The organism is Janthinobacterium sp. HH104, assembly GCF_001758715.1.
Classification (GTDB): domain Bacteria; phylum Pseudomonadota; class Gammaproteobacteria; order Burkholderiales; family Burkholderiaceae_D; genus Janthinobacterium; species Janthinobacterium aestuarii.
Genome location: NZ_LRIB01000014.1, coordinates 1 through 19,384, shown reverse-complemented (window position 1 = coordinate 19,384; position 19,384 = coordinate 1). Strand labels below are relative to the sequence as shown.

At 63.2% G+C, this 19,384-nt stretch carries 18 protein-coding genes; 11 read left to right on the top strand and 7 right to left on the bottom strand.

Features of this window, described 5'->3' with window-relative positions:
• Positions 1-5 precede the first annotated feature (5 nt).
• Both JAB6_RS04175 and JAB6_RS04170 read left to right on the top strand, forming a co-directional pair.
• Entirely contained in the window at positions 6-2,198 is a 2,193-nt protein-coding gene (locus tag JAB6_RS04175) for a DEAD/DEAH box helicase (RefSeq protein WP_070301514.1), read from the top strand.
• A gap of 93 nt (positions 2,199-2,291) precedes the next feature.
• Positions 2,292-2,918 carry a flavin reductase family protein gene (locus tag JAB6_RS04170; protein ID WP_070301513.1) on the top strand — a complete coding sequence of 209 codons (627 nt, stop codon included), beginning with the start codon at positions 2,292-2,294 and terminating at the stop codon, positions 2,916-2,918.
• Positions 2,919-2,920: 2 nt separating this feature from the next.
• Here JAB6_RS04170 and JAB6_RS04165 read toward each other — a convergent pair whose 3' ends face one another.
• The 3 genes from JAB6_RS04165 to JAB6_RS04155 are packed head-to-tail and all read right to left on the bottom strand — an operon-like array spanning position 2,921 to position 6,209.
• Positions 2,921-4,255, bottom strand: coding sequence for an MFS transporter (locus JAB6_RS04165; RefSeq protein ID WP_080698578.1), 1,335 nt, complete (start codon positions 4,253-4,255; stop codon positions 2,921-2,923).
• A gap of 35 nt (positions 4,256-4,290) precedes the next feature.
• Positions 4,291-5,100, bottom strand: coding sequence for a substrate-binding domain-containing protein (locus JAB6_RS04160; RefSeq protein WP_070301512.1), 810 nt, complete (start codon positions 5,098-5,100; stop codon positions 4,291-4,293).
• A gap of 17 nt (positions 5,101-5,117) precedes the next feature.
• Complete coding sequence (locus JAB6_RS04155; RefSeq protein WP_070301511.1) at positions 5,118-6,209, bottom strand: porin; 1,092 nt, start codon at positions 6,207-6,209, stop codon at positions 5,118-5,120.
• A 113-nt stretch (positions 6,210-6,322) separates the two neighbouring features.
• Here JAB6_RS04155 and JAB6_RS04150 point away from each other — a divergent pair, with 113 nt between their 5' ends.
• Positions 6,323-7,237, top strand: coding sequence for a LysR family transcriptional regulator (locus tag JAB6_RS04150; RefSeq protein ID WP_070301510.1), 915 nt, complete (start codon positions 6,323-6,325; stop codon positions 7,235-7,237).
• Between the two features lie 6 nt (positions 7,238-7,243).
• On the opposite strand, the gene JAB6_RS04145 is transcribed toward JAB6_RS04150, so the two are convergent.
• Positions 7,244-8,056 carry a FadR/GntR family transcriptional regulator gene (locus JAB6_RS04145; protein WP_034752003.1) on the bottom strand — a complete coding sequence of 271 codons (813 nt, stop codon included), beginning with the start codon at positions 8,054-8,056 and terminating at the stop codon, positions 7,244-7,246.
• A 188-nt stretch (positions 8,057-8,244) separates the two neighbouring features.
• Here JAB6_RS04145 and JAB6_RS04140 point away from each other — a divergent pair, with 188 nt between their 5' ends.
• Genes JAB6_RS04140 through denD form a run of 6 tightly spaced genes read left to right on the top strand, consistent with a single transcriptional unit; the run spans position 8,245 to position 14,242 of the window.
• Positions 8,245-9,573: an MFS transporter gene (locus JAB6_RS04140; RefSeq protein WP_070301509.1), complete on the top strand. Its 1,329-nt coding sequence runs from the start codon at positions 8,245-8,247 to the stop codon at positions 9,571-9,573.
• A 14-nt stretch (positions 9,574-9,587) separates the two neighbouring features.
• On the top strand, positions 9,588-10,511 hold the full coding sequence (ltnD, locus tag JAB6_RS04135; RefSeq protein WP_083292526.1) for an L-threonate dehydrogenase: 924 nt from the start codon (positions 9,588-9,590) through the stop codon (positions 10,509-10,511).
• Positions 10,508-11,809, top strand: a complete 1,302-nt coding sequence (gene otnK / locus JAB6_RS04130) for a 3-oxo-tetronate kinase (protein WP_070301507.1) — start codon at positions 10,508-10,510, stop codon at positions 11,807-11,809. The genes ltnD and otnK overlap by 4 nt, the downstream gene beginning before the upstream one ends.
• The gene (gene otnC, locus JAB6_RS04125) at positions 11,806-12,450 is read left to right on the top strand and encodes a 3-oxo-tetronate 4-phosphate decarboxylase (protein WP_070301506.1); all 645 of its coding nucleotides are present in this window, start codon (positions 11,806-11,808) and stop codon (positions 12,448-12,450) included. The genes otnK and otnC overlap by 4 nt, the downstream gene beginning before the upstream one ends.
• Before the next feature lie 20 nt (positions 12,451-12,470).
• Positions 12,471-13,262, top strand: a complete 792-nt coding sequence (gene otnI, locus JAB6_RS04120; RefSeq protein ID WP_070301505.1) for a 2-oxo-tetronate isomerase — start codon at positions 12,471-12,473, stop codon at positions 13,260-13,262.
• Between the two features lie 2 nt (positions 13,263-13,264).
• Complete coding sequence (gene denD / locus JAB6_RS04115; RefSeq protein ID WP_070301504.1) at positions 13,265-14,242, top strand: D-erythronate dehydrogenase; 978 nt, start codon at positions 13,265-13,267, stop codon at positions 14,240-14,242.
• On the opposite strand, the gene JAB6_RS04110 is transcribed toward denD, so the two are convergent.
• Positions 14,239-15,081, bottom strand: coding sequence for a helix-turn-helix domain-containing protein (locus JAB6_RS04110; RefSeq protein WP_254671464.1), 843 nt, complete (start codon positions 15,079-15,081; stop codon positions 14,239-14,241). The genes denD and JAB6_RS04110 overlap by 4 nt on opposite strands.
• 56 nt (positions 15,082-15,137) lie before the next feature.
• Between JAB6_RS04110 and JAB6_RS04105 the strand changes: the two genes are divergently transcribed.
• Positions 15,138-15,632 carry a DUF3224 domain-containing protein gene (locus JAB6_RS04105; RefSeq protein ID WP_254671463.1) on the top strand — a complete coding sequence of 165 codons (495 nt, stop codon included), beginning with the start codon at positions 15,138-15,140 and terminating at the stop codon, positions 15,630-15,632.
• 159 nt (positions 15,633-15,791) lie between these two features.
• Here the strand turns inward: JAB6_RS04105 and uvrB are convergent, their stop codons facing one another.
• Complete coding sequence (uvrB, locus tag JAB6_RS04100) at positions 15,792-17,879, bottom strand: excinuclease ABC subunit UvrB (protein WP_070301502.1); 2,088 nt, start codon at positions 17,877-17,879, stop codon at positions 15,792-15,794.
• 112 nt (positions 17,880-17,991) lie between these two features.
• Here uvrB and JAB6_RS04095 point away from each other — a divergent pair, with 112 nt between their 5' ends.
• Positions 17,992-19,206: an amino acid aminotransferase gene (locus tag JAB6_RS04095; RefSeq protein WP_175444492.1), complete on the top strand. Its 1,215-nt coding sequence runs from the start codon at positions 17,992-17,994 to the stop codon at positions 19,204-19,206.
• On the opposite strand, the gene JAB6_RS29550 is transcribed toward JAB6_RS04095, so the two are convergent.
• Positions 19,203-19,384, bottom strand: a 182-nt coding sequence (locus tag JAB6_RS29550) for a hypothetical protein (protein ID WP_217494603.1), incomplete at its 5' end; no start/stop codon positions are given. The genes JAB6_RS04095 and JAB6_RS29550 overlap by 4 nt on opposite strands.

The following is a 19,384-nucleotide window of genomic DNA, read 5'->3' as shown; positions in this document are numbered from 1 at the left end:
CGCATATGACTGACCCATTTTCGTCGTCGTTCTCCCTGCTCGATGAACGTATCCAGCGTTGGATATGGGCGGAAAACTGGAGCATATTGCGCGATATCCAGGAGCGCTCGATCGCTGCGATCAGCAGTGGTGGACGCGATGTCATCATTGCTGCCGCCACTGCCGCAGGCAAGACCGAAGCGGCTTTTTTTCCAGTGCTGAGCAATATGCTGAAGGCTGGCGAGGAGCATGGGCTGTGCCTGTATATCAGCCCGCTCAAGGCATTGATCAACGATCAGTTCGGCAGGCTGGAACGCTTGTGTACGACATTGGAAATACCCGTCTGGCCATGGCACGGCGATATTTCATCCTCGTCAAAGACGCGGTTTTTTAAACAGCCATCTGGAGTTGTTCTGATCACGCCAGAGTCGCTGGAGGCCATGCTGTGCAATCGCGGTTTCCAGATGCCGCGCATCGCTGCACGCCTGCGTTACATTGTGGTCGATGAACTGCATGCTTTTATCGGTACGGAACGGGGCAAGCAATTGCAATCGCTGATGTTGCGTATCGAGCAGGCGGCGGGGCGTATGGTGCCGCGCATAGGCTTGTCTGCGACGTTGGGTGATCTGCGGCTGGGAGCAGATTTTTTGCGTCCACATAGCGGTGCAGCGGTCGATATCATCGAATCGCAAGCCGACCGTGGCGCATTAAAAATATATATCAAGGGTTATCTCGACGTGGCGCCACCACCTGACGAAGAGCCGGATGGCGAATCCGCCTCTGAACTGTCGATCGTGCAAGACCTGTTTGCAAAGCTGCGAGGATCTAATAACCTGATCTTTCCGAATAGCCGAGGCAAAGTCGAACAATACACATATGCGTTGCGCCGGCTATGTGAGGCCGCCAAGGCGCCTAATGAGTTCTGGCCCCACCATGGCAGCCTGTCGCGTGAAATTCGCGAGGAAACAGAGGCTGCCTTGAAAAATAAGGAAGGTTGCGCCACTGCCATCTGTACCAATACCCTCGAGCTGGGTATTGACATTGGCGCAGTCAAGAGCGTGGCGCAGATCGGCTCGCCGCCATCGGTGGCCAGCATGCGCCAGCGCATGGGGCGTTCCGGGCGGCGTGCGGGGGAGTCTGCCATCTTGCGCGGTTATATTACCGAGCGTGAGTTGCATGCCGAATCCGAGCTGATGGACCAATTAAGGGGAGGAACGCTGGAATTTGGCGCTATGGTCAGCTTGATGCTGGACGGCTGGATCGAGCCGCCAAAAACGCATGGCTTGCATTTGTCGACACTGATCCAGCAGTTGTTGTCGCTGATTGCACAGCACGGTGGTATCCAGGCAGCCGATGCCTACCGTATCCTTTGCACCAGAGGGCCTTTTGCGAGTACCGAAAAAAAGGATTTTGCCGAGTTGTTGCGCCACCTGGGAAAAATGGAGCTATTACAGCAGGAGGCATCCGGCCTGCTATTGCATGGTTCCAAGGGCGAACGGCTGGTTAATCACTACACTTTTTATGCGGCGTTCGCCACGGAGGATGAGTTCCGTATCGTCAATGCAAGCCGCGTACTTGGTTCCCTGCCCGTATCGAGTTCGGTCAGTGTTGGCGACTATATTCTCTTTGCGGGCAGGACCTGGGTAGTGGAAGATATAGACGACGATAGCAAGACTATTCTTGTTGGTAAAACAAATACAGGTCGTGCGCCCTTGTTCAATGGCAGTGGCGGACATGTTCATACCAAGGTCAGAGAACGCATGCGCGAACTGTACCAGTCAGGCTTGCCGCCATCCTTTATGGATGAGGGCGCGAAAAAGCTCATGCTGGAAGGTTGTCAGACGTTTCAACGTTGCGGACTGGCGCGTAAGCCACTGTTGATAATCGGTGGCCGTGTTTTCATTTTTACCTGGTTGGGAGACCATGCCAACGAGGCGATTGCTTTGGTGCTGAAATCGCGGGGATTGGCGGCGACAGCGCAAGGCCCAGCGGTCAAGATTGACGATGCAAGCGAACAGCGCGTGGTTGCGTGCTTGCTGGCCTTCGCCAGCGAGGCACCGCCCGCTGTTGAGCTTCTGCTGAACAAGGAACATAATTTGCGGCGCGCGAAATGGGACTGGGCGCTGCCAGAGCGCTTGCTGAAGATGTCGTTTGCCAGCCTGCATCTCGACATCGTCCAAGCCCATGAATGGGCTGTCAAACATGTCTCTGAGCTTTGATGGGGCAGGGTGGCTGGTCGGGGACAATTCCAGTAAGCTGTCGTTCCAGGCGTTCCATCCCGGGCGCTGTTGACTTTGACTTCAGGAACGCGCGTGGCCGACAATATTCACTTTTATGAACCTGCACAGGGCCATGGCTTGCCGCATGACCCTTTCAATGCGATCGTGGGGCCGCGGCCCATCGGCTGGATCGCCACGCAGAGCAGCGAGGGCGTGCTCAATCTGGCGCCGTACAGCTTTTTCAACGCCTTCAATTACCATCCGCCGCTGATCGGTTTTTCCAGTATCGGCCGCAAGGATACCCTGCGCAATATCGAACAGACGGGCGAATTCGTGTGGAACCTGGCCACCCGCCCACTGGCCGACGCGATGAATACCAGCTGCGCACCGGCGCCGCCCGAAGTCGATGAATTCGCGCTGGCCGGCCTGACGCCGGCCGCCTCGCGCATCGTCAATGTGCCGCGCGTGGCGGAAAGTCCCGTCTCCTTCGAATGCCGGCGCACGCAGATCATCGAGCTGCAAGGCGTCAATGGCGACGGTGTCGGCAGCTGGCTGGTGCTGGGGGAAGTGGTGGGCGTGCACATCGCGCGCCACCTGCTCAACGATGGCGTGTACGACACGGCGGCCGCCGCGCCGATCTTGCGCGGCGGCGGTCCGGCCGATTATTTCGAGATCGGGCCGGACAGCCTGTTCCACATGCGCCGGCCCGCCTGGCCGTAACATCATGCAGGGAGCGGATGGCGCTCCCTGACGATGCCGCGATAGATCAGCCACGTCGCCACAAGGCTGATGGCGCCGGCGCCGGCCATCCAGTAGCCTGGCGCCGCCTTGTCGCCGGTGCTCTCGATCAGCAGGGTCGATACCAGCGGTGTCATGCCGCCGAACAGCGCGGTGGCCAGGCTGTAGGCCAGCGAAAAGCCCGTGGTCCTGACGCTGGCCGGGATGATTTCCGTCAGCGCGACGATGGTGGCCCCGTTGTAGCTGCCGTAGAGGAAGGACAGCCACAGCTCCACCATCAGCATGTGGTCGAAACTGGGATGGGCGACCAGCCACGACAGGGCAGGATACGCGGTCAGCACCGTCAGCGCCGAGCATACGGCCATGATGGGCCAGCGGCCGATCCGGTCGGACAGCGCACCCATGACGGGCAGCCAGATGAAGTTCGACAGGCCGATGCACAAGGTGACGAGCAGGCTTTCCTCGGTGCTCAGCTTGAGCACGTTCTTGCCGAAGGTCGGCGTGTAGACGGTGATCAGGTAGAACGCGACCGTCGTCAGCACGATCAGCATCGTTCCGGTGACCACCAGCGGCCAGTTGAGCGCGATCGTCTTGAGCATCTGCCGGAACGTCGGATGCGATTTGCGCGTCAGGTAGGCCTCGGTCTCCTGCAGCGAACGGCGGATGTAGAACACCACGGGGATGATGGAGCAGCCGATGAAGAACGGGATGCGCCAGCCCCAGTCCGCGATGAATTCCTTGCTCAAGGTCTCGTTGAGATAGTAGCCGAGCGCGGCGGAAAAGATGATGGCCACCTGCTGGCTGGCCGATTGCCAGCTGACGTAGTATCCCTTGTTGCCGGGTGTCGCCATCTCGGACAGGTAGACGGACACGCCGCCCAGTTCCACGCCGGCGGAAAAGCCTTGCAGCAAACGCCCGATCAGCACGAGGAACGGCGCCAGCAATCCGATGGTGGCATAGCCGGGCACGAAGGCGATCAGCGCCGTGCCGGAAGCCATGATGGCCAGGGTCAGCACCAGGCCCTTGCGGCGGCCGATGCGGTCGATATAGCTGCCGAGGATGATGGCGCCCAGCGGCCGCATGAAAAACCCCGCGCCGAAGGTGGCGAACGTCATCATCAGGGCAGCGTATTCGCTGGTGGCGGGGAAGAAGGCCTTGGCAATGTACGTGGCGTAAAAGCCGAACAGGAAAAAATCGTACATTTCGATGAAGTTCCCGCTCGTCACCCGGATGACGGTGGCGATGCGCGAGGGCGGACGCACTTGCGCGCGCGGCGTTGCGGCCTTGGCGATGGGTGCGGCGGTGGAGGGAATGTCCATGATTTACCTATTGATGAAAGATGAGTGACGCACGCCTAGTGCATTGCTGGCGTTGGCGCCGGCGCCGCCGCCGGTTCCAGTCCGGTCGCTTCGATCGCGCCCGCGTTGGCAGGGGCGGCGAGGAAGCGCAGCAAGGCGCGGCCGGCTTCCGGTTCCTTGCCGCCCGGGACCAGCGCCGCCGAAAACTGCGTCATCTTCTGTACTTCCGGCGGCAGCAGGCCGACGATGTCGATGCCATCGACCGGCAGCAGCTCGCTGCGCTGCTGGCAGCCGAAATCGGCCTGGCCATGCGCGATGATTTCGCCGACGGGGGTGGCGGGAATTTTTGCGGCCTTGCCTTGCATCTGCTCCGAAATCTGCAACTTGTTCATCAGCTGCGTCTCGATGTAGACGCCGCTGGCGCTGTCCGAATAGGCGACCTTGTCCGCCTTCAGGAAAGCGCTGCGCAAGCCCTCGGTGGTGCTGATGTCGGGCTTGGCCGCACCGCGCCGCACGGCGCAGGCAATCGGTGAATTGGCCAGCACCACCTTGCTGCCGGGGACCAGGCGGCCTTCCTGCATCAGTTTGTCGAGCGCGTCACCCACCATGATGACGACGTCGATCGGCTCGCCGCGCGCCAGGCGCGCCGGGATCGCATTCTTGGTCGTCCCCATCGACGGTCCCCATTCGGAAACTAGGTGGTCGCCGCTGGCGCGCTCGTAGGCAGGTGCCAGATTTTTGTAGGCCTGGGCGAAACCGCCCGAGCTGACCACGCGGATATCGGCGGCATGGGCCGCGCCGGCGGCCAGCAGCATGAAGCCGGCCAGTAGGGGGGCGGAGCGCCGCACGAGGATATGTTGAAGCATGGTTGTTTCTCCTGTCGTTAAAATTTGTGCATGAGGCCGAGCGTCAAGCCCATGCCTTTGCGGTCGTTGGCCCGCGTTCCCGTGACGCCGGCCGCATCGCCTTGCCACGTGGTGTAGTCCGATTCGAGATACAGGGTCGAGCGCGGCGAGAGCGTTTTTTCGAGGTAGGCGAAAGCACGCTGGAAGCCGTCGTCGACGTGGCCCGTGGCGCTGCGCCGTACCTTGTAGTAGGCGGTCGTGAGCAGCACGTCCGGCGCCATTTGCCGGCTTACGCCGGCCGATATCACGCTCTGCCGGACCGACTTGCCGGCGCCCACGTCGGCGCGGTTCAAGCCCAGGTTGGCCTTGAACTGCCAGGCGTCCATCTTGTAGGCGGCGCCCACGGTGGCGGCGTCGAGGCTGCGGTTGTCGCGATTGCGAAAGCGCATCACCGCCCCGGACACGGCCAGCCCCGCCTGCTGGTACGTCAGGGCGCCGCCCCAGGTCGACAATGGCGACGTGGCGCCCGCCACCTCGCCAAAGGAATAGGCGGCGCGCGCCACCACCGGCCCGAGGTTGGCGCTGGTTTTCACCATGTTGTCGAGCCGGTAGAAGTTGTCGGCATAGCCGCTGCTGCCGTATTGCTGGCCGAACGAGTGGCGGCCAAAAGCCGTATTGCTCAAGCCCGTGATGTTCACGTTCGGATTGAACGAGGCGTAGCGGATGCCCAGCGGGTCCACCGGTGCGATGGCGTCGGCCAGCAAGGTCGCCTGGCGCCCCAGGGTCACGGAGCCCAGCGGCGACTTCAGGCCCACCCACGCTTGCCGGTCGAACAGCTTGTCGGATTTGGCCGCGCTGCCCGTGTCCAGATTCAGGCCGCCCTCGAGGCGGTACAGCGCCTGCCAGCCGCCGCCGAGGTCTTCCTGGCCGCGCAGGCCCCAGCGGCTCGTGTTGTTGATGCCGCTGCTGACGGCGGGCGTGGTGCCGCCGGGCGTGGGTGCATTGGCGGCGTTCAAGCCTTTACCATAGCGGATGCCGGCATCCGCGATGCCATACAAAACCGCGCCGCTCTGGGCCAGGCAGGTGCCGCTGGCCGCGAACAACAGCGCGAAAGTGGAACAATGTCGCATGGTGTCTCCATCTTTTTTTGGGGTGATGCCTTCTTGGCGAGGCTCAGCATTAAGGCCTCATCATCGTTGAAATGGCATAATTTGATAATTGCAATTTTTCCGGGGATTCATGCATGCAGCGCATCAATTACGAACTTCATGATTTGCAGGCCTTCGTGGCCGTGGCGGAGCGCAACAGCTTTCGCCAGGCCGCGGCCGACCTGTTCCTGTCGCAGCCGGCACTGAGCCGCCGCATTGAAAAACTCGAGGATGCGCTGGGCGTCAAGCTGTTCGAACGCACCACCCGGCGCGTGCAGCTGACGAATGTGGGGCAGGTGTTTCTGGTGAACGTGCGCGATGCGCTCAATGGCCTCGAGGATGCCGTGCTCGGTGTCGCCGACCTGGCCGCGCACCGTACCGGGACGGTGACGTTCGCCTGCGTGCCATCGGCCGTGTGGCACTTCCTGCCGGACGTGCTCAAGCGCTTCAGCGCGCAGTTTCCGAAAATCCGCGTGCGCGTGCATGATGAAAGCGCGCAGGACGTGCTCAACCTCGTGCTGACAGGCGAGGCGGATTTCGGCATCAGTTTTACAGGCGCGGAAAATCCGGAGATTCTTTTCCAGCCCATCTATGTCGAGACCTACGTGCTGGCGATGCGGCACGACCACCGGCTGGCCAGGCGCAAGAAGTTGAGCTGGAAGGATACCGTCGACGAACGCTATATCTCGGTGGCCAAGTCGAGCGGCAACCGCAGCGTGCTCGATGCGGCGCTGGCCGGCGTGGAAAAGCATCCGTGGATCTCGTGCGAGATCAACCACGTGTCAGGCATCTTGGCGCTGGTGGAGTCGGGTTTGGGCGTGGCGGCGGTGCCAGGGCTGTCGATTTTGCCGGAGCGGCAGGGCACGGTGGTCGGCGTGCCGCTCGTCAATCCCGCCGTGAAACGGACATTGGGCCTGATCAGCCGGCATCAGCACGCGATGCCGCCCGCGTCGCGCACCCTGTTCGACATGATGAGCGCGAGCATAGGCAAGCAGGGGCGGCGGGCGTGAGCGGTCTTATTTTTGCATGATGGGATCGCGCCCCAGTGTACGCGCCAGCGCGCCGCCGTCGCCGCGCCAGAATTCGCGGTCGGCCAGGCGCACGCGCTCGGCCGCATGCTGCATGTGTTCCATGGCCGCCTGGCGCGCCCGTTGCGGGTCGCCATCGGCGATCGCCTGGACGATCTTTTCATGTTCGTGCCGCACTTCGATGGAAAAGTCCGTGCGCCGCGCTTCATTCGCGCGCGTCACCTTCACGGCCGAGCGGATCGGGTCGGCAAACATGGCAACGAATTTCGGCCAATAGGGATTGCCCGTCGCTTCAGCGATCGACAGGTGCAGGCGCACGTCTTCTTCCACGCCGTCGACGCCGGCCGCCACGGCTTCCTCGATCCGGTGCAACGCATGCTCGATGTCGGCCAGCTGGCCCGGCGTGCGCCGCACGGCCGCCAGCGCGGCGATTTCCGCCTCCAGCCCTTGCCGCACCTCGATCAGGTTCAGCAGCGATTGCACGGACTGCTCCGTCAGCGCGTCGCCCCGTTCGCCCGTCTTCGCGCCATCCTGCGCGCACACGAAGGTGCCGCTGCCCTTGCGCGTAACGAGGATGCCGTCGGCCTGCAGCAGGGCGATGGCTTCGCGCAGCACCGTGCGGCTCACGCCGAAGTGGCTGGCCATCGCCTGCTCCGACGGCAAACGCGTGCCGCCGGCCAGACCATCGTTGTGGATTTGCTGGCGCAGCCGTGCCGCCACCCGCGCACCCAGGGTGCCGGTGGTGAAACTGCCCGCGGCGGGCTCCGGCGGGGGAAGGGTAAAGCGGAACGTGCGGTCCATCGGTGCATCCTTGTGCTAGCGGTTCTCATGGGGCTTGCCTGCTTGCCATTATATGGAATATACAGCTTGACACACACAAAACACACACATATTATACATCCATACAAATTTTAGACAAGTTGCCAGCCACCTCCGGTGGACCATAAAAACCCGGCACGGTCGACCCCCCCAGCGATCAGGAGACAAGCATGGACGTATCACAAGCATTGCCCGGACAGCCGGCCGGCGCCGCCGCAAGCCAGAAAACCATCGACGACGCCGTCTACCGCAAGGTGACCTGGCGCATCATTCCCTTCCTCATGCTGTGCTACATCGTCGCTTACCTCGACCGTGTGAACGTGGGCTTCGCCAAGCTGCAAATGCTGGCCGATCTGCAGTTTTCGGAAACCGTGTACGGCCTGGGCGCGGGCGTGTTCTTCCTCGGCTACTTCCTGTTCGAAGTGCCCAGCAACGTGATGCTGCACAAGATCGGCGCGCGCGTGTGGATCGCCCGCATCATGATCACGTGGGCCGTCATCTCGGGCGCCTTCATGTTCGTCACGACGCCGACCCAGTTCTACGTCATGCGTTTCCTGCTCGGCATCGCCGAAGCGGGTTTCTTCCCCGGCATCATTCTTTATTTGACCTACTGGTATCCGTCCGAGCGCCGCGCGCGCATGGTGTGCACCTTCATGGCCGCCATTCCCGTGGCGGGCCTGATCGGCGGCCCCCTGTCGGGCTGGATCATGGAAACCTTCGCCGGCTGGCACGGTTATGCGGGTTGGCAGTGGATGTTCGTGCTCGAAGCGATTCCCGCCGCGCTGATGGGCGTGGCCGTGCTGTGCTACCTCGATAACAGCATCCGCGCCGCGAAGTGGCTGACGGAAGATGAAAAAGTCATCCTCGAACAGCGCATCGCCACGGAAGCGCAGGGCAAGGTATCGCACCCGTCGATCCGTGCCATGTTCGCCGACCCGCGCATCTGGGTCATGGCCCTGATTTATTTCTGCTGCGTGATGGGCCAGTATTCGCTGACCTTCTGGCTGCCCAGCCTGATCAAGGCGGCCGGCGTGACGGGCGTGCTCAATATCGGCCTGTTCACGGCGATCCCGTACTCGGTGGCCGTGGCGTCGATGATTTTGCTGGGCCGCAGCTCGGACAAATACCGCGAACGCCGCTGGCACATGGCCATCCCGCTGGTCGTCGGCGCCGCCGCCATCGTCTGCAGTGCGCTGGCCGGCGCCCATAACACGGGCTGGGCCATCTTCTTCCTGACGATCGCCGCCGGCGGCATCCTGGCTGCCTCGCCGATGTTCTGGAGCCTGCCGACGGCTTTTCTCGGCGGCGTCTCGGCCGCCGCCGGCATCGCCGCCATCAACTCGGTGGGCAACCTGGCCGGTTTCGCGGCGCCGTACATGATCGGTTTCATCAAGGACCTGACGCAGTCGACCGACATCGCCATCTACCTGCTGGCCGGCATCCTGGTGATTGGCGCGGCCATCATCATGCGCGTGCCGGCCAAGCTGGTGAACAAATAAAACTGGAGTAGCAGATGAACGTAGAAATGAAAAAAGTTGGCGTGATCGGCCTGGGGGCCATGGGCATGGGCATCGCGCAATCGTTGCTGCGCGCCGGCTTTGAAGTACATGCCTGCGACGTGCGCGCCGACACCGTGCAAGCGCTGGCCGGCCAGGGCGCCCATGCGGCGCAGTCTCCGGCCGCGCTGGCGGCGCAGGTGCAAGCGATGCTGATCGTCGTCGTCAATGCGCAACAGACGGAAGCCGTGCTGTTTGGCGAACACGGTGCGGCTGCCAGTCTGGCGCCGGGCAGCGTGGTGATCGCCTGCGCCACCGTGGCGCCCGAGTTTGCCGAGGCCCTCGGCGCGCGCCTGGCGGCCATGGGACTGCGCTTCATCGATGCGCCCATTTCCGGCGGCGCGGCCAAGGCGGCTGCCGGCGAGATGTCGGTGATGGCGGCCGGCGCGCCCGATGCATTCGATGCCTGTGCCGGCATTTTTGACGCCATCTGCGCCAAGCTGTACCGCCTGGGCGAACAGCCGGGCCAGGGTTCGAAGGTCAAGATGATCAACCAGTTGCTGGCCGGCGTGCACATCGCCGCCGCCGCCGAAGCGATGGCGCTGGGCTTGCGCGCCGGCTGCGACCCGGACGCCTTGTACGAAGTCATTTCAAACAGCGCCGGCTGTTCCTGGATGTTCCAGAACCGCGTGCCGCACATCCTGAAGGGCGACTACACGCCGCTGTCGGCCGTGAATATCTTCGTCAAGGATTTGGGCATCGTGCTCGATTACGCGAAGAAAAGCGTGTTTCCATTGCCGCTGTCCGCTACGGCGCACCAGATGTTCATGCAGGCGTCGGCGGCAGGCTTTGGCGGCGAGGATGACTCGGCCGTCATCAAGACTTTCCCGGGAATTACTTTGCCGGTGCAAGCGTCACTGAATCAAGAGGAACCATCATGACCGTACTACTGGGATGTATCGCCGATGACTTCACGGGGGGCACCGACCTGGCCGGCATGCTGGTCAAGGCCGGCATGCGCACGGTGCAGCTGATCGGCGTGCCGCAAGGGCCGCCGCCAGCCGATGTCGACGCCGTCGTCATCGCCCTCAAGTCGCGCACGAATACGCCCGAGGACGCCGTGGCCGAATCGCTGGCCGCGCTGGCCTGGCTGCAGCAAGCCGGATGCAAACAGTTCTACTTCAAGTACTGCTCCACGTTCGACTCCACGCCGCGCGGTAATATTGGCCCTGTGGCCGAAGCGCTGATGCGGGCGCTCGACACGGATTTCACCATCGCCTGTCCCGCATTCCCCGCCAACGGCCGCACCATCTACAAGGGCAACCTGTTCGTCGGCGACGTGCCGCTGGCCGAATCGGGCATGCGCGAGCATCCCCTGACGCCGATGACGGATTCGAACCTGGTGCGCGTGCTGCAGCAGCAGGTGCAAGCCAAGGTTGGCCTGGCCGATTTCTCCGTGGTGGAAAAGGGCGCGGCAGCCATCGCCCAGCGCTTCACGGACTTGCGCGGCCAGGGCTGCCATTTCGCCGTCGTCGATGCCGTGTCGAACCGCGACCTGGAAGCCATCGGCGCCGCCTGCGCGGACTTGAAACTGATCACGGGCGGCTCCGGCATCGCACTGGGACTGCCGCAGAATTTCCGCCAGCGGGGCCAGCTGGCGCCATCGCCCGCGGGACAGGCTGGACGCTTGCCGCCGCCGGCCGGTTTGCGCGCCGTGATCTCGGGCAGCTGCTCGGTGGCCACGCAGCAGCAGGTGGCGCACCTGCGTGAACTGGCGCCATCGTTCCACGTCGATCCGCTGCAGTTGGCCGCAGGCGGCGAAGTGGTCGATGCCGTCGTCGCGCAGGCGCTGGCATGGGCGGATGAGCACCTGGCGCAAGGGCCGGTGCTGATCTATGCCACGGCCACGCCTGACGCCGTGCGGGCCGTGCAGGCGCAGCTGGGCGTGGAGCGTGCCGGCGTCCTCGTCGAGGAAACCTTGGCCGCCATCGCGCAAGGCCTCGTGCGCCTCGGCGTGGGCCAGTTGATCGTCGCCGGCGGCGAAACCTCGGGCGCCGTGGTGAAAGCGCTGGGCGTGGCGGGCTTGCGCATCGGTCCCGAGATCGACCCTGGCGTGCCGTGGACGCAAGCCTTGCCCGCGCCGGGCGACGATGGCATGGCGCCCTTGGCGCTGGCGCTCAAGTCCGGCAATTTCGGCACGGTCGATTTCTTCAGCAAGGCCTGGCAGGTGCTGGCATGAGCGCCACCGAATCGCGCCAGCGCGAGCTGATCGTCGACTTCGGCAAGTCGCTGTTCGAGCGGGGCTTGACGGCCGGCAGCAGCGGCAACCTGAGCGTGCGCCTGGATGACGGCTGGCTGCTCACGCCGACGAACGCCAGCCTGGGCCGGCTCGATCCGGCGCAATTGTCCAAGCTCGATTGGGACGGCAATCTGATCAGCGGCGCGCCGCCGTCAAAAGAGGCGTTCCTGCACCGCGCCATGTACGAACAGCGGGGCAGCGCCGGCGCCATCGTGCACTTGCATTCGACCCATTCGGCCGCCGTGTCGTGCATGTGCGGCTTGAACCATGACGACTGCATTCCGCCGCTCACGCCCTACTTTGTGATGAAGGTGGGGCGCTTGCCGCTGGTGCCGTATCACCGGCCCGGTGACCCGGCGCTGGCCGGTGCGATCAGCGCCATGGCGCGCAAGCACTCGGCCGTGCTGCTGGCCAATCACGGTCCCGTCGTCTCGGGCACGAGCCTGGAAGCGGCTGTGTATGCGGCCGAGGAACTGGAAGAGACGGCCAAGCTGTTCCTGCTGCTGCGCGACGTGCCCACGCGCCCGCTCGACGCGGCGCAGATCGCGGACCTGAAGCACACGTTCAAACTCGACATATAAGATTCCCAAGGAGATACCGCATGCCCCGCTTTGCCGCCAATTTGACCATGATGTTCAACGAAGTCCCTTTCCCGCAGCGCTTTGCCGCCGCCGCGCAAGCGGGTTTTAAAGGCGTCGAATTCCTGTTCCCCTACGATTACGCGCCGCAGGAAGTGGCCGGCTGGCTGCGCGAGCACGGTTTGATAAATGTGCTGTTCAACCTGCCGCCGGGCGACTGGGCGGCCGGTGAGCGGGGCATCGCTTCGCTGCCGGGCCGCGAAGAAGAATTCCGTGCCGGCGTGGCGCGCGCCATCGAGTATGCGCTGGCGCTGGGCACGCCGCGCGTGCACATGATGGCGGGCCTGCTGCCCGTGGGCGCCGACGTCAAGCTGCACCGCGCCACCTACCTGGCCAACCTGCGGTACGCGGCCCAGGCCGTGGGCGAGCATGGCCTTGAGCTGCTGATCGAACCGATCAACGGGCGCGACATGCCCGGCTACTTCCTCGTCACGCAGGCACAGGGCCATGCGCTGCGCCTGGAGTCGGGCGCGGCCAACGTCAAGGTGCAGATGGATTTTTACCACACGCAGATCGTCGAGGGCGATATCGCCATGACGTTCAAAAACAACTTCGACGGCATCGGCCACGTGCAGATCGCCAGCGTCCCGGCGCGCAATGAACCGGACGATGGCGAAGTCAATTATCCGTATCTGTTCACGCTGCTCGATGACCTGGGCTACGAGGGCTGGATCGGCTGCGAATACCGTCCGCGCGGGCGTACTCAGGATGGCCTGGGCTGGCTTGCCGCTTACAACAACAAACAAGGAGCATGAAGATGAAAGTACTGATTACCGGCGGCGCCGGATTCCTGGGGCAGCGCCTGGCGCGCCAGTTGCTGGCGCAAGGCCAGCTGACGGACAGCCACGGCCAGTTGCAAACGATCAGCGAGCTGGTACTGGTCGACGTGGTGGCCGCGCATGACTTCAACGATGCGCGCGTCAAAGTGGTCACGGGCGACATCGCCGACGGCACGCTGATGCGCGCCACCGTCGATGCGCAGACCAGTTCGATCTTCCACCTTGCCGCCATCGTCAGCGGCCAGGCGGAAGCCGATTTCGAGCTGGGCATGCGCATCAACCTCGACGCCTCGCGTTTGCTGCTCGATATCTGCGGCGAACTGGGACACAAGCCGAAGGTCGTGTTTACCAGTTCCGTGGCCGTGTATGGCGGTAATCTGCCGGACGTGGTGCAGGATACGACGGCGCTCAACCCCCAGTCCTCGTACGGTGCGCAAAAAGCCATCGGCGAATTGCTGCTCAACGATTACAGCCGCCGCGGCTTCGTCGATGGCCGCGTGCTGCGCCTGCCCACCATCAGCGTGCGTCCCGGCAAACCGAACAAGGCCGCGTCCTCGTTCGCCAGCGGCATCATCCGCGAACCGTTGAATGGCGAGGCGGCCGTGTGCCCCGTGTCTACCGATTTGCGTCTATGGCTGCTGTCGCCGCGCGGCGCCATCGCCTCGCTGATCGCCGGCCATGAACTGGCGGGCGAGGCGTTAGGCGCCAGCCGCACGGTGAACTTGCCGGGTTTGAGCGTGAGCGTGGGCGAGATGATCGCCGCACTCGAAGAAGTGGCCGGCAGCGAAGTAACAAAGCGCATCAGCTATGCGCCCGATCCGGCCGTGGAACGCATCGTCAAGAGCTGGCCCGGCGCCTGGGATACCCAACGTGCCGAAGCGCTAGGCTTGACGGCTGATGCGGATTTCGCCGCCATCATCCGCGCGTATATCGACGACGTGAAAGCGGCCGGCTAGGCGTTTGTCGGCAGTTGCGAGCGGCGATAGTCGAGCGGCGTGCTGCCCACCAGTTCGGCAAAGCTGCGGCTGAAATGGGCCTGGTCAAAAAAGCCCAGTGCATGCGCCAGGCTGGCCAGGTCGGGGACATCGGGCTGCGCCAGGCGCCAGATCGCTTCCTGCAGACGGTAGCGCTGGATCACCCACTTCGGCGGCACGCCCACGTAATTGGAGAACAGGCGCTGCAGCCGGCGTTCGCCGATGGCCATTTTTTCGCACAGCTGCGCCACGCTCGCCGGGCCGTTGTGGGCCGCCGCTGCGGCCGTCAGCCTGGCGGCCAGCAGGGCCGCGTCATCGACCTGCGGCAGCCTGGTCAGCAGCAGCGCCTGTGCCTGCGCCACCATGGCCGCATCGCCGGCTTGCCCCAGCACCAGCGCCTCGGCTTGCCCTGCCAGCATGTCCAGCAGGGCATCGGCTGCGATGGTCGTATCGGTGAACGATGACAGGGGCTGGGTGATGAACGGGCGCAGGCCGCCCGGCGCGAAACGCACGCCCAACACCTTGCCCGCACCGGTCAACGGCCTGTCAAAGGCGCCGCGCACCACGCCATGGATGGCCGTGCGCCCAAGGTCGAACACCAGGTGGGCGTTTGGATAGGGCAGTACGCGCTGCGTCTCCGGCGCGCAGCCCCGCCTGTCCCATTCGACCACCCAGAAGTACTCGACGAACGGCGCCAGCGCGGTCTCCGGCGGATAGGTCGCCAGCCGTATGCGTCGCGCCGCCGCCTGCGGGTCGACGATGCCTTTCGGTGCCTGGCCGCGCGCGGCGAGCACATTGCGCGTGTTGTCGGTTTTATCCAATATTTGTCTCCTGCGCTGCCTTAAGCTGGTTCTCTCGCATCGATTGAAAGGGAATCATGAAATCACACAGCTTGTCCGGCCTGATGCTGGCCGCATGTTGTCTATCGGTGGCGTCGGCCGGCGCCGCCTCGTCTGCAGAGGGAGATCATCGCATGCCAGTGCACGCCACGGGAAGTTTCAGCATTACCATGACGCCATCCGCGGCGCCCCAGCGCGCGGGGCGCACGACCTTGGGCAAGGTATTGCTCGACAAAGTCTATGCCGGCGACCTGGTCGCCACGGCCAAGGGGGAGATGCTCAGCGCCGTCACCGACACCAAAGGCGCGGCCGGCTATGTCGCCATGGAAGCCATCACGGGAGTGCTGCAGGGCAGGGAAGGCAGCTTCGTGGCGCAGCATGCGGGCACCATGGCCGATGGCAAGCAGCAGCTGTCCATCGTCATCGTGCCGCATTCCGGCACGGGGCAGCTGACGGGTATCAGCGGGACGCTGGCCATCCGCATTGAAAACGGCCAGCATTTCTACGACATCGACTATTCGCTGCCGGAGTAGGGCGAACCATGGACAGCGGTCCTGTAGGCGCTAGTGCGGTAGCGAGCGGCTCAGGTAGGTCGGATTAGCGGCAAGGCCGCGTAATCCGACACCGACAGCGCCAACAATGTTGTCGGATTACGCTGGCCTGGCGGCCAGCTAATCCGACCTACGCGAGGTTTATTTGCCCAGTATCGACGCTACATTGTCGGTACCCGGTGCGCCTAACAGCTGCTGCTTGAGGATATGCAGCTGGTCGCGCACTTGCGCCGCCTTTTCGAACTCGAGGTTCTTGGCGTGGTCGACCATCAGTTTTTCCAGGCGCTTGATTTCCTTGCTGACCTGTTTCTCGCTCATGGCTTCGAACTTGGCTGCTTCCTGCGCCACTTGCAGGGTTTCGCGCGCTTCCTGCGGGCTGTAGACGCCGTCGATCATTTCGCGGATCGATTTCTTCACGCCGATCGGGATGATGTTGTTGGCCGTATTGAAGGCGATCTGCTTGGCGCGGCGGCGTTCCGTCTCGTCGATGGCGCGGCGCATGGAGTCCGTGATGCGGTCGCCGTACAAAATTGCCGTGCCGTTCAGGTTACGCGCGGCGCGGCCGATGGTCTGGATCAGGCTGCGCTCGGAGCGCAAAAAGCCTTCCTTGTCCGCGTCGAGGATGGCGACCAGCGACACTTCCGGCAAGTCCAGGCCCTCGCGCAGCAGGTTGATCCCCACGAGCACGTCGAACGTGCCCAGGCGCAGGTCGCGCAGGATTTCCACGCGCTCCACCGTTTCGATATCGCTGTGCAGGTAGCGCACCTTGATGCCATGGTCGCCCAGGTATTCCGTCAATTGCTCGGACATGCGCTTGGTCAGGGTCGTCACCAGCACGCGCTCGTCCTTCTTGATGCGCTCGACGATTTCCGACATCAGGTCGTCGACCTGGCTGCTGGCCGGGCGCACGATGATTTGCGGGTCGACCAGGCCCGTGGGCCGCACGACCTGTTCGACCACCTGGTCGGAATGGTTCTTTTCGTATTCGGCCGGCGTGGCCGAGACGAACACGGTCTGGCGCATCTTCTGCTCGAATTCCTCGAATTTCAAGGGCCGGTTGTCGAGCGCCGACGGCAGGCGGAAGCCGTAGTCGACGAGGTTCGTCTTGCGCGAACGGTCGCCGTTGTACATGGCGCTCAGCTGGCCCGTCAGCACGTGCGACTCGTCGAGGAACATGATGGCGTCGGGCGGCAGGTAATCGACCAGGGTAGGCGGCGGCTCGCCCGGCAGCGCGCCGGACAGGTGGCGCGAGTAGTTCTCGATGCCCTTGGTGAAACCGATTTCCGCCATCATTTCCAGGTCGAAGCGCGTGCGCTGCTCGAGCCGCTGCTCTTCGATCAGCTTGTTCTCCTTGCGGAAGAATTCGAGGCGCTCGCGCAGCTCGTCCTTGATGGTTTCCACGGCGCGCAGTACGGTGGAGCGGGGCGTCACATAGTGCGAGCCCGGGTACACGGTGAAGCGGGGGATTTTCTGGCGTACGCGGCCCGTCAGCGGGTCGAACAGCTGGATCGATTCGATCTCGTCGTCGAACATTTCCAGGCGCACGGCCAGCTCCGCATGCTCGGCGGGGAAGATGTCGATCGTGTCGCCGCGCACGCGGAAGGTGCCGCGGCCGAAATCGACCTCGTTGCGCGTGTACTGCATCTGGATCAGGCGCGCGATGACGTCGCGCTGGGCGACCTTGTCTTTTACGCGCAACGTCAGGATCATCTGGTGGTATTCGTTCGGGTTACCGATACCGTAGATGGCCGAGACGGTGGCGACGATGATGACGTCGCGCCGTTCCATCAGCGACTTGGTGCACGACAGGCGCATCTGCTCGATATGTTCGTTGATCGACGAGTCCTTTTCGATGAACAGGTCGCGCTGCGGCACGTAGGCTTCGGGCTGGTAGTAATCGTAGTAGCTGACGAAGTATTCGACCGCGTTTTGCGGGAAAAAGTCGCGGAACTCGCTGTACAGCTGCGCGGCCAGGGTCTTGTTGGGCGCGAAGACGATGGCGGGCCGGCCCATGCGCGCGATGACGTTGGCCATGGTGTAGGTCTTGCCCGAACCGGTCACGCCCAGCAGGGTCTGGAAGGCCAGTCCGTCGGCAATCCCCTCTGACAACTGGTCGATGGCCGTGGGCTGGTCACCGGCCGGAGGGAAGGGCTGGTGCAGCTTGAACGGGGAGTCCGGGAAAGAGATAATTGCGCTTTCCGCCTCGCTGGCGGTAGATAATTCGGGCATGTGAATCAGACCTTTGTTAGAATAGTGCTCTGCTGGCGGCCCTGGCGTTGTATTTTGGGGCGCTGTCTACAACTCCGCTGTGAACCTGCTTCCAATCGAATCCAATCTTATCATGACGAACCCAACTGTTTCTGCCAGTCTGTTTAGCGCCATCGAGATGGCCCCACGCGACCCGATCCTGGGCATCACCGAAGCATTTAACGCGGACCAGAATCCCGCCAAAATCAATCTGGGCGTTGGCGTCTATTATGACGACAACGGCAAAGTGCCTCTGTTAGCTTGCGTACGCAAGGCGGAAGCCATCCTGATCGAACAGGCGGCGCCACGCACCTATCTGCCGATCGAAGGCCTTGCCGCCTACGACAAGGCTGTGCAAGAACTCGTATTTGGCGCCGACAGCGCCGTAATTCAAGAGCGCCGCGCCGTCACCGTGCAAGCCATCGGCGGCACGGGCGCACTGAAGATCGGTGCCGACTTCCTGCAGCGCTTCGCGCCGGGCGCCCAAGTCTACATCAGCGACCCGAGCTGGGAAAACCACCGTGCGCTGTTCGAAAACGCCGGTTTCGTCGTCAATAACTACACTTACTACGATGCCGCCACCCATGGCGTGAACTTCGACGGCATGCTGGCCAGCCTGAACGCCATGCCAGCCGGCTCCATCGTCGTGCTGCACGCCTGCTGCCACAACCCGACCGGCGCCGACCTGAGCGTGGCCCAGTGGGATCAGATCATCAGCGTGGTGACCTCGCGCGGCCTGGTGCCGTTCCTGGACATGGCGTATCAAGGCTTCGCCAACGGTATCGCCGAAGACGGCGCCGTGGTGCGCCGCTTCGCCGACGCGGGCGGCCCGCTGCTGGTGTCGAACTCGTTCTCGAAATCGTTCTCGCTGTACGGCGAGCGCGTGGGCGCCCTGAGCGTCGTCGCCTCGAGCGCCGACGAAGCGGCCCGTTTGCTGTCGCAGCTGAAGCGCGTCGTGCGCACCAACTACTCGAACCCGCCAGTACACGGCGGCAAGGTGGTTGCCACCGTCCTGGCCACGCCGGAACTGCGCCAGTTGTGGGAAGAGGAGCTGGCCGGCATGCGCGTGCGCATCCGCGAAATGCGCAATGCCTTCGTGGAAAAGCTGAAAGCCAAGGCGCCAGGCCACGACTTCGAATTCGTGCGCCAGCAAATCGGCATGTTCTCGTACTCGGGCCTCACCAAGGAGCAGGTGGCCTCCTTGCGCGAACAATCGATCTACGCCGTCGACACGGGCCGTATCTGCGTGGCAGCATTGAACTCGCGCAATATCGACATCGTCATTGACGCGATCGCCAAAGTGCTTTAATATCTTGCTTCTTCGGCGCTGCATGCAAGTGTGGCGCTGATGGCGGTAGAAAGTCGGCGATGGCCATGTTTGTGAAGATGCAGTATCAGTCTTGCAAATATGGAACAAGCGACATATAATATTGCCTCTTTTCCCTGATAGCTCAGTTGGTAGAGCGACGGACTGTTAATCCGCAGGT

What these genes read in the sequence shown, in the direction of transcription:
- JAB6_RS04155 (WP_070301511.1), bottom strand. Translation starts at nt 6,209, where the DNA reads ATGCGACATTGTTCCACTTTCGCGCTGTTGTTCGCGGCCAGCGGCACC.
- JAB6_RS04095 (WP_175444492.1), top strand. Translation starts at nt 17,992, where the DNA reads ATGACGAACCCAACTGTTTCTGCCAGTCTGTTTAGCGCCATCGAGATG.
- otnC (WP_070301506.1), top strand. Translation starts at nt 11,806, where the DNA reads ATGAGCGCCACCGAATCGCGCCAGCGCGAGCTGATCGTCGACTTCGGC.
- otnK (WP_070301507.1), top strand. Translation starts at nt 10,508, where the DNA reads ATGACCGTACTACTGGGATGTATCGCCGATGACTTCACGGGGGGCACC.
- JAB6_RS04140 (WP_070301509.1), top strand. Translation starts at nt 8,245, where the DNA reads ATGGACGTATCACAAGCATTGCCCGGACAGCCGGCCGGCGCCGCCGCA.
- JAB6_RS04145 (WP_034752003.1), bottom strand. Translation starts at nt 8,056, where the DNA reads ATGGACCGCACGTTCCGCTTTACCCTTCCCCCGCCGGAGCCCGCCGCG.
- denD (WP_070301504.1), top strand. Translation starts at nt 13,265, where the DNA reads ATGAAAGTACTGATTACCGGCGGCGCCGGATTCCTGGGGCAGCGCCTG.
- JAB6_RS04105 (WP_254671463.1), top strand. Translation starts at nt 15,138, where the DNA reads ATGAAATCACACAGCTTGTCCGGCCTGATGCTGGCCGCATGTTGTCTA.
- ltnD (WP_083292526.1), top strand. Translation starts at nt 9,588, where the DNA reads ATGAACGTAGAAATGAAAAAAGTTGGCGTGATCGGCCTGGGGGCCATG.
- uvrB (WP_070301502.1), bottom strand. Translation starts at nt 17,879, where the DNA reads ATGCCCGAATTATCTACCGCCAGCGAGGCGGAAAGCGCAATTATCTCT.
- JAB6_RS04150 (WP_070301510.1), top strand. Translation starts at nt 6,323, where the DNA reads ATGCAGCGCATCAATTACGAACTTCATGATTTGCAGGCCTTCGTGGCC.
- JAB6_RS04160 (WP_070301512.1), bottom strand. Translation starts at nt 5,100, where the DNA reads ATGCTTCAACATATCCTCGTGCGGCGCTCCGCCCCCCTACTGGCCGGC.
- JAB6_RS04165 (WP_080698578.1), bottom strand. Translation starts at nt 4,255, where the DNA reads ATGGACATTCCCTCCACCGCCGCACCCATCGCCAAGGCCGCAACGCCG.
- JAB6_RS04175 (WP_070301514.1), top strand. Translation starts at nt 6, where the DNA reads ATGACTGACCCATTTTCGTCGTCGTTCTCCCTGCTCGATGAACGTATC.
- otnI (WP_070301505.1), top strand. Translation starts at nt 12,471, where the DNA reads ATGCCCCGCTTTGCCGCCAATTTGACCATGATGTTCAACGAAGTCCCT.